The 8,823-nt window shown below is 52.9% G+C and carries 10 protein-coding genes; 4 read left to right on the top strand and 6 right to left on the bottom strand.

Annotation, left to right across the window (positions count from 1 at the left end; genetic code table 11):
- Positions 1–164: 164 nt before the first annotated feature.
- Complete coding sequence (locus BXP70_RS28250; RefSeq protein ID WP_086597475.1) at positions 165–698, top strand: SpoIIAA family protein; 534 nt, start codon at positions 165–167, stop codon at positions 696–698.
- A gap of 152 nt (positions 699–850) precedes the next feature.
- Here the strand turns inward: BXP70_RS28250 and BXP70_RS28245 are convergent, their stop codons facing one another.
- The 3 genes from BXP70_RS28245 to BXP70_RS28235 all read right to left on the bottom strand — a co-directional run bounded on the left by BXP70_RS28245 (position 851) and on the right by BXP70_RS28235 (position 3,010).
- Positions 851–1,276 carry a hypothetical protein gene (locus BXP70_RS28245; RefSeq protein WP_086597474.1) on the bottom strand — a complete coding sequence of 142 codons (426 nt, stop codon included), beginning with the start codon at positions 1,274–1,276 and terminating at the stop codon, positions 851–853.
- Between the two features lie 121 nt (positions 1,277–1,397).
- Entirely contained in the window at positions 1,398–2,291 is an 894-nt protein-coding gene (locus BXP70_RS28240; protein ID WP_086597473.1) for an alpha/beta fold hydrolase, read from the bottom strand.
- A 392-nt stretch (positions 2,292–2,683) separates the two neighbouring features.
- Positions 2,684–3,010 (bottom strand): hypothetical protein, encoded by a 327-nt coding sequence (locus BXP70_RS28235; RefSeq protein ID WP_086597472.1) that lies wholly within the window; start codon positions 3,008–3,010, stop codon positions 2,684–2,686.
- An 884-nt stretch (positions 3,011–3,894) separates the two neighbouring features.
- On the opposite strand from BXP70_RS28235, the gene BXP70_RS28230 reads away from it, so the two are divergent.
- A complete protein-coding gene (locus BXP70_RS28230) occupies positions 3,895–5,091 on the top strand; it encodes a replication initiation protein (RefSeq protein WP_086597471.1) in 1,197 nt (398 codons plus the stop codon).
- A 101-nt stretch (positions 5,092–5,192) separates the two neighbouring features.
- Here the strand turns inward: BXP70_RS28230 and BXP70_RS28225 are convergent, their stop codons facing one another.
- The 3 genes from BXP70_RS28225 to BXP70_RS28215 form a co-directional block, all read right to left on the bottom strand.
- Positions 5,193–5,525 carry a hypothetical protein gene (locus tag BXP70_RS28225; protein WP_086597470.1) on the bottom strand — a complete coding sequence of 111 codons (333 nt, stop codon included), beginning with the start codon at positions 5,523–5,525 and terminating at the stop codon, positions 5,193–5,195.
- Positions 5,506–6,291, bottom strand: a complete 786-nt coding sequence (locus BXP70_RS28220; protein ID WP_086597469.1) for a ParA family protein — start codon at positions 6,289–6,291, stop codon at positions 5,506–5,508. Before BXP70_RS28220 ends, BXP70_RS28225 begins: the two co-directional genes overlap by 20 nt.
- Positions 6,292–7,348: 1,057 nt before the next feature.
- Positions 7,349–7,612 (bottom strand): hypothetical protein, encoded by a 264-nt coding sequence (locus BXP70_RS28215; protein WP_143436765.1) that lies wholly within the window; start codon positions 7,610–7,612, stop codon positions 7,349–7,351.
- Positions 7,613–7,843: 231 nt separating this feature from the next.
- Between BXP70_RS28215 and BXP70_RS28210 the strand changes: the two genes are divergently transcribed.
- Both BXP70_RS28210 and BXP70_RS28205 read left to right on the top strand, forming a co-directional pair.
- Positions 7,844–8,260, top strand: a complete 417-nt coding sequence (locus tag BXP70_RS28210) for a hypothetical protein (RefSeq protein WP_086597467.1) — start codon at positions 7,844–7,846, stop codon at positions 8,258–8,260.
- 181 nt (positions 8,261–8,441) lie between these two features.
- On the top strand, positions 8,442–8,823 hold a 382-nt coding region (locus BXP70_RS28205; protein WP_143436764.1), incomplete at its 3' end, for a recombinase family protein.

Genomic DNA, 8,823 nt, shown 5'->3' with positions numbered 1-8,823 from the left:
TGTTCCTAGTCCGCTTGGCTGTCAGCGAGGAGAATAAGTATTTATATATAATATCATATATCTGGTGTTATTCTTGTGCTTGCGCTTCCTAGTCCGCACTGGTGCTCGCCGCTCGGATTCGGTTAAGGCCCCTTCCACAAGCACCGCTTTCGCTTCTCTGCGTTATGATTTTACGTCGCCTGTATTCCGACGCTCACCTGAGTATCTACTTTGATTCCAGCAATGATTGGCTTTACGTAGAGTGGATGGGAGAGCTCACGTTGCCAGTGGTGCAAACTGCTTGTGCGCGCATCGCCCAATGCTTTCTGGCTCACCCCTACCCGCGTGTGCTCAACGACAACACGTTCGTGACGGGCATCAGCTGGAGCGTAGCCCCGTGGCTGATTCGGGCCTTTCTGCCCCACCTGCGCCTGGCCGGCGTGCAACAGCTGGCCTGGGTGTGTTCCCCCTCCCTGCCAGGCTTAAGCATGGTGCAAGCCGTGGTCACTTGGCTCCCGCACCTAGATATTGCCGTCTTTGACGAACTAGAAGCCGGCGCGGCCTGGCTTCAACGGGGACGTCGGGCCGCCGGTTTCCGCTTCGACTATCCGTATGCGCCACGAACCGCGACGGCCCAAACGCAACTGGATTTGGTCGTCCAAGACCTGGCCTGCCAAGCCGGCTTGGTGCTCGGACCCGTAGCGGCCACTGCGGGCTAGTAGTTGGTGCTTGCCTTTTGTTTCGACGGAATAACCCGGCAGCCCATAAACCGATCGCTGCTAGAGTAGTTGGCTAGAGGAACTCGTGCGGACACCCGCGAGTACCTAATCATGACCGCTGCGTAGTCCGCTTACTCGGCAGCAAAGCAGCCCTACTCCAGCGCAGCCCGCTGCTGACAGCTGCGTAGCCACTCCTCAGCTTCCGCTACCTGGTGAAAGATCTGCAGCTCCAACACGCCGACTAAAGGCTCCGGGAAGGTAAGCGTGAGAATGTCCGTGTGGGTATCAGCTTGCACGACGTGGGCCACGTAGTGCAAGCCGCGCTGCAAGGCTTGTGGCAGCCAGACCCGCTCTAGCCACTCCACCGAGTCAAACCAGGAGCCTTGCAGGGCCACGTTATCGTTGAGCAAGTAGGGGCAGTGAAAAGCACCGGCCTGGGCCAGGTAGTTCTCAGCCCCGCGCATGGCTTCGGGTGCATCCACGTGCCCGCGCCAGGTGGCCCGCAGCCAGCCGTCGGCCTCTTCAAACGTGAGCGTACAGCAGCTGCCATCGCCGTCGAGTAAGTAATTAATCAGCATAGAATAAACCAGTTACTGCCACTAGGAGTACCTGGCCAAGATGCGTACTTTACCAAAAGAATACAATAGAATTTCTGCCGCGCGGACGTAGCGCTTAGTGTTGGAAGCGAAAGGCTATTGCTTATGCCGCCAAAAACTCCTCCAAGGCGGAGAGGGTCGCCAGGGGTGCACTCAGGTGGGGACAGTGCCCCGTCGCTTCCAAGGTCACCAGCGTGGCCTGGGGCAGGTGCGCCAGTAAGTAAGCGCCTACCTCAACGGGGGCTACCGCGTCCTGCGTGCATTGCACCAGCAGCGTGGGTAGTTGTAAGCGCGGCAAGAGCGGACGCGAATCGGTGAAGAGCGCTACCCGCAGGAACGCGCGGGCGATGGCGGGGGTGAGTTGGCAGAAGTACTGGGCCAGTTCTTCGCTCAAGGCCGCCGGATTGGCCGGCCCCATCAGCAAGCCGGCAAACAAGGCGGCCCAGCTGTTATCCTCGGCTTCCATCAACGCTAGCAACTGCTCCACGTCCGTGGGCTCGAAGCCGCCGTAGTAGTCGGGTTCATTGAAGTAATACGGCGAAGGAGCCAGCATGATCAGCTTGGCAAAGTAGGTAGGGGCTTGCAGGGCAGCGAGAAGTGCGATCATCGCGCCGACCGAGTGAGCGACCACGATCACCTGCCGCAAGTCCAGCACCTGACAGATCTCGACTAGGTCTTGGGCATAGCCCTCCAGCGTGGCGTACTTGGTCGCATCGTAGGCCTGCAGGTCCGACTCCCCGGCCCCCACGTGATCGAAGAGCACGAGTTGGTAGCGGGCTACTAACGCGGGCACCAAGTAACCCCAGATGTGCTGGTTACAGCCATAGCCATGACAGAACAAGAGCGTCGGCTTGTCGGGCCCCGCCCCTAGCACTTGGACGTGGTTGCGCCGCACTACCTGTTGCCGGGAGGAAGCCGATGTGCACGGGGACGCCGCAGCAGATGGCAGGGCCGCTAGTGTGGCGTAGTCAAGTGGCGAGAGGGCAAGCGCAAGCATGGGGCAACGAAGGCAAAGAAGAAGGCAGAAGAGCGGAACACGACGAAGATAGGTAAATATTATAAATTATTAATACTTACTCGTATATATTTTCCCCATTGCTTGCACCGCACGACCATTCGGCGGTTTACTCCGCGACAATGTAGCCCCCGTGCTCCCTTTCGCGGGTGTAGACTAACAGCACCGAGGTCCTCAAACTAAAGTTGCGAGTGGGTAAGCTGGCGTAGGTCAGCAACCAAACTAGAAACGCGCTGTACCAGCGGATTGCCTGCCAGGAAACGGCGGAGTTGCTGCTCGAGCGCAGCAGGTAATGCTTGGGATAAGCATAAGGTAGGATGCGACGTTAGCATTGCATAGTGTGCCAGGCAGCAACGCCGGTGCAGGTTTAAGCTTTAGAGTAGGCACAAAATTAGGTCTAGCAGGAGCTGATGCTGTGGATAACTGTCGATTACCTGCTCTTCGTCTCGTAAAGCTCTTTTTAGCGTCAGCAATTGCTGCCGCAACTGCTGACGGGAAGGAGTATATGATCGTGCTTGCCGCAACAACCCGTGCGTTGGAGCCGGGCTAGTAGGCCAGTATTTGAGGGGCCACTCCCCGACCACGTATTCCAATTGCTCGATGCTACGCAACAACCGAGGCCGATAGTAGGGTGCGGTGACCGACAAGGAAAGTAGTTGCAAGCGTAAGCTTTGCAGAATGGCGACTAAGTCAGCGGGCATAAAGAGGAGAGCTAGCGACCGCACATACGTAGCTGGCTTAGCGGACGTTTTCCACCTTTCTTTTTCTATTTATTGACGGGCTTTGCGTTAGAGGCCTACCTCATAACAGCGGGGGGTAGTAGCTCGGAGGACGGTCGCAACACGGGCCAGAAGGAGTCCTTAACTAATCGACAATTGGGCGTCCGTCAGAGACCTATGCGTAGTAGGTTCTACGCATAAGCCCCGTTCAACAGGCTACCAGTAGTTGCGCTGGAATTTCTGTTTCCTCAGTTCAAGTCTCGTGCCCTTTTCACTACGGTGCGCTTGCGTATTCTCGCAAGCGTATGTTCCCACGGAATACGCGGGGGCCTAGTATCCCCCACCACAGGGTAGCCTCGGGCACGGAGCCAGTAAAAAAGTTCCAGACCAAGACGTCCTGAAAAGCCTGTCACGAAAATGGTGCGTGGTATAAACACTCCCATAAAAGCACAAGCATTACACCTACACTATATTCCGCGCCAGCTTGCGGAGCTTGGTGCGAACGATCTCTTCCTTGCTTTCGCATTACCCTTGAGAGCTATTCCTGCTTAATAAATCTGGCTAAGTGTCCTAACTGAGATAAGCTATCAATAAAAATGAAGCCTATTATCTCATTTTTTAAGTTAAGTTATTATATAATTAAGAGCTCCATAACTATCTATTAGTCAAGTAGTAGTCAACGTAAAACAAGACAGCAGTTACGCTGAGATACGACACGGGTTACGCTGCGATAAGTCGCTTGTTACGCTGAGATACGACACGAGTTACGCTGCGATAGGAGACTGATTACGCTGCGATACTCTTAATATTTATCTCAATACTATCTCAAAAATGTGTTACTTTAGCCGGTACTATCCCGTACGCACATGGCTGACAAACGCTACCCAGGCACTACCTACGAAAAGAAACGCGGCAAATGGAAAGGGCAAGTTCGCAAGAACGGTAAAACCCAGAACCTAGGGTACTTTCTGAGCCAGGAAGAAGCGTACGCAGCAGTGCTCAAAGCCAAAGAGGACACGGAGACTGCGATAGGTGAGATAACGGGTGCGTTACCCACGTCTTATCTCAGCGCCATTCAAAAGAGCCGCCGCACGGAAACCGTTGCGCAAAGTAATGTCCTCATTGAGCGTCCCTGGTCGATGACTATCCTGGAGGCGCGGATCTTTGTGCTGCTCCTGCGTGGGTTGCAAGGTAGCGATGCGGTCAACAAGCGTATCACCGTTCCGATTGCCGATCTGATTGGGCCTCAGCATGTCGGTGGACGTACCTACCAGCTATTACATGCCGCCCTGGATAGTCTGGGAGCAATTCGCATTGACCTGCCGATGCCAAATAAGAAAAACGACTATCACAAAGCTCCTTTGATGGGGTCCTTGCAACTTGATAGCGGACAAGGCACCATCTCGGGTTACTTCTCTACCGAGGTGATGCCCTATCTCACTAATTTAATTGAGAGTTTCACCCTCGGGCAGGTAGCGGACTTGCTCAGCATTAAGAACCCGAATACCTACAAGTACTACTGGCTGATGCTGATGTGGAAGTTCCGCAGCCCCCACACGGTCGCCATTGATGAATTGCGGGAGTTGACTTCTGGCAAGGACACGTACCCCCAGTTCTCTGATTATCGCAACCGGGTTCTGAAACCCTCGCTAGAAGAGTTGAAGACGCTCAACTTTGATATCTCCTACACGGAGAAGAAGCTAGGGCGCGCTGTGGATGCCATTGAGTTTCACATCAAGTACAGCAGTGCGGAGAAAGTGCGCCCTAAACAGCTGGAGTTGCCGTTAGAAGCCGCTGCCTTACCTGTCAGTGCCTCCTCCCCTATCCCTGTTAGTGACTTTAAAGGTCGCGTAGCAGGGCGGATGCAGAAGTTCAAGCTGGAAGCTTACCAGATTGAACGCATTCTCTTACTCTCCGAAGAGGAACTGAAGCGGCTCATGAAAGAAACCCATCAGTTACTCAAGGAATACGAGTCAGGTACAAAAGTATTTGACAACATCGCTGCTACGGCTATGAGTCGCATAAACCAGCTTTTCCCTCAGCTCTACCCCAAGGCAAAGTGAGTACATTTTAGTATTAAAGCAGTTATGATTTTTGTGCTTTTTTATGCGTTTTAGTATGACAACAAACGCATTATCACTCACGTCATAGCTGCTTCTACGGATTATACTGTCGGCAATCTCCGTCGTTGTGCCTGTTTGGCTGGAATGGTTTTATCTGCTTCCGGTTTGCCTTCCAAATGGGCGAGAATGGCTTCGTTCAGCACGTCTCCGATGGTCTCGTGGCTCCAGAACGTATACTGTTGCAACCGCAGAAACGTCTCAGGAGGAAGAGCGTTCGTGAACCGGATCTTGGCCGATGCGTCGGGTATCTCTGCCGGTGATTCTAGAGTAGCGTTTTGAACGGTGGGCGTGGCGGAAGCTCCCAGTAGTAACTCGTCCATAGAAGCTGCTGGCTTGTTGGCCAAGTGATCCAGATTAATTTTTTGCTTTGCCATTGACTGAGCGAGTTAGAATTTCTTGGGTTAGCTTTTCATAGTCGGCGAGAGCGGTCGCACCAGAATCCCATTCATACAGGGACTGTTGGTTTACTTGAGCTTCTGCCACCGCTACATTTTCCCGGATAGTCGTGTCCAGCACGAGTGGTCCCATCCCTGGTTGTTCGCGCATCACCTTCACAAATTGATGGTGCAGGGAGCGGCGATAAGTAGGCGAATACTTCGTGAAGAAGATCCCTCCTACCTGCAAACTCGGTGTCAAGTTCTTCTGAATCCGCTTGATCAGTTCCAAGAGATTCTCCAATCCATTGTAGGCGAAGAATTCCGGTGTGGTCGGAATGAACACCCGATCAGAAGCCGTGATGGCTGCCATGGCCAGCGGGGAGTTCGGCGAAGGACCAGTATCGAAAATGACAAAGTCAACGAGTTTGTCTAGTCCGGCCAATGCATTTTTGAATACCAGGGCGTACATGGCATCCGTACCGAGGATCTTCTCCGCCGCCGCCAGCGTTTGCGTAGCAGGCACCAGCCACAGATTTGTTCCCACTGGGTACATGGCTTGCGCTAATGTCAATGATCCTTCCAAGACATTGGTCAGACTCTTATCACTAGGTACGGTGGGCAAACACTGCGTTAGATTGCGTTGCGGATCAGCATCCACGAGCAGCACTTTGTGGCCGGCATGCGCTAGGCAGTGGCCTACTGCCCAAGCACTTGTTGTCTTCGAAGCCCCCCCCTTTTGATTAGTGAAGGTTAGTATCTGCATCGTGTGGTGGGTGTTTGTGGTACTGGAGATGTTTTTGATACGGGGTGCCAAGCTATTCAATACGAACAATACTTACAACAAGCAGCGTATAATCCTCCTTATGTTGCTTATGTTGGAGATGTTGGATATATAATAGTTTCCTGATTATACTCCTGATTCAAAAGTAGCTGCATCCAACATGATACATACATCCAATAGAATCAACAGTTACAGCAATGAAAACACTTACAATATTTCCAACATTAACAATATATCCAACATAGACAATAGCAACAAGGTGCATTCGATGGCTGCGTAGTGGCCTACTAATACTAGGATATAATCAAAGTGCAATGTGTCATCACTACGAAGTCGTTGCGTATTACCAAGACTCAGGTTATAAGGTATGTGGCTGTTGCAGAAGTCGGTGTTCTGTGTCTTGAACGCATCGGATGCGCGCTCTCCGAGCAAAACGCTGTTTCAAGCACTTTTCAGAATAACCTATCCCAATAACCTTGTGGTGGAATCGCTCTAGGAGTTCTGCAACTGCCACAATTCTTTTCTGAGCGGTTTTGCTATTTGCCTCAATGTCTTCGAAAGTGAACTATTCGGAGGCATTGTTCTATTGGGTAAGCTGAACGGTGCATTGGCGTCGCTTTACGTTAAGCTATCCCGAGCACTACGAAAGGCATCTTGCTATTCCTGCTTCGTTTGTATGCCCGTACAGTCTGACTTAGTTCGTCGATGCTTTGAGCAAGTAGTGACTCCCGTTCGTCGCTTGGGGTGGTGGGTCGAATTGGATTACCGACCAAACGAGCGCGTCCTGATTTGCGCTACTCACTTCGTGTTAGGAACCTGCCTTTTCGCCGAGGAGCCCTCGCGCATACAAGACTCGTTAGCGGCGCTTCGGCAATGGGTTCAGGAGTGTGCCTACTTTCTATATCAGCAATCTCGGGAAGAGGCGGAGCGGCGGCTAGCAGCTTTTTTAGCTTCGCGTGCTCGATAGCGAAGCGGCTCGCCGTTTGATGGCTGGTGCATGATTGAAACTCGTCGGTTCTGTTCGCTAGACTAGGGCCTTTTAGAGGGGCAGCTCATCTAGCTGGATAGACGACTCATAATTCTCCAGTCGCTCGTTATTGCAGTAGGAGAAAACCTCCACTGTGCGCAGGTGCTTCGTGAACTGATCATAGAACACTTCCGCGAAGTAGCCCCCATCCATCTGGTAAAGGTTTACAGCATCTTCTTGCGCATAGCGTCGCATGAGGAAGGTGCCTTCGTGCCAAACCGCAGCGTATTGTTCGACGGAAGAGAGGGCACAGAATAAGTGGTAAGAGACCGCCATGGGAATAGGACAAGAGGAACGAGGAGAGGCGCGCAAAAAATGGTGCCAAAAGGCCTGAAGAAGGCTTCTAACCTACTTATTGTTCGTTAGGGCCACCAGTGTTGAGGAAAGGCGGCTTGCTGGCTACTTCTCGGCGCCTGCCTATAGTCCCTTAAAAAAGGCATAACCTAGGCATTTTGCTTTCTGTTTGTTGCCTAGGACTGAGTAGCTTTGAGAAAGTTATTGCTTCCTATGCCCAACTCTGTTCAGCCTATCTATTTTGAAAATGCCATGGGGCGTATTCTCGAGCACGCGGCCGGTTATGCCCTGGTGCGCTATCACGCTGGCAAGAGTGAGCTTACGGAACTACGCGCGTTACTCACGCACCTTGGCCACTTGCTGCTGCGGCGTAACTGGCAGCGTATCCTGGCAGATATGCGGGTGCTGGAGCCGTTGACTTCGCTGGAGAAGATCTTGATCGTAGAGGAGTGGTACCATGGTCACATTCCCCGGCCCGAACGGCTCTGCACTGCGTACGTGCTGGCGGATAATGCACTGACCCGGTTGTCGATCTATGAGCTTCAACACGAGGCACGTAAACAACACGAGTCAAGCGCTTTCACGAGCGCCGAGGAAGCGCATGCCTTCTTGTTGCAGTGTTCGCATTAAAGGCCACTCTCTATCTCTAACTGCGAGTTAAGTGCGTGCCTAGTAAGTAGGCACTTGTTTTCTCTATCACATGAAACACTAAACTATCCTTTAGCCACGTTGTCACGTTTTCTAAAGGGACGTTTGGAAAATGTGACAGGCTTGTATCTTCACGCCTCGTTGCCTTCGAAACCCCGCTGCCGTGATTCAGTACGTTGCCTATTTCCGCGTAAGCACCGCCCGCCAGGGACAGAGTGGCCTGGGCCTGGAAGCCCAGCAAGCCGCTGTGCGCACCTTTGTGGGTACTGAGTCCTTGCTGATTGCGGAATACACGGAAATTGAAAGCGGCCGCAAGAACAATCGCCCCCAACTGCAGGCCGCCATCGGGCACGCCAAACAAGAGGCCGCCGTCCTGCTCGTCGCCAAACTCGATCGCCTCGCCCGCAACGTGGCCTTCTTGGCTACGCTGATGGAAAGTCATGTCCGCTTCAAGGCCGTCGACTTGCCCGCTGCTGATGAGTTCACCTTGCACATCCTAGCGGCCGTCGCCCAGAAGGAAGCCACCGCCATTGCCACCCGCACCC

Origin of the sequence: Hymenobacter crusticola (assembly GCF_002154225.1) — a bacterium.
Classification (GTDB): Bacteria; Bacteroidota; Bacteroidia; order Cytophagales; family Hymenobacteraceae; genus Hymenobacter; species Hymenobacter crusticola.
The sequence above is the reverse complement of the archived record's forward strand: the minus strand, read 5'-3'. Positions and strand labels throughout refer to the sequence as shown.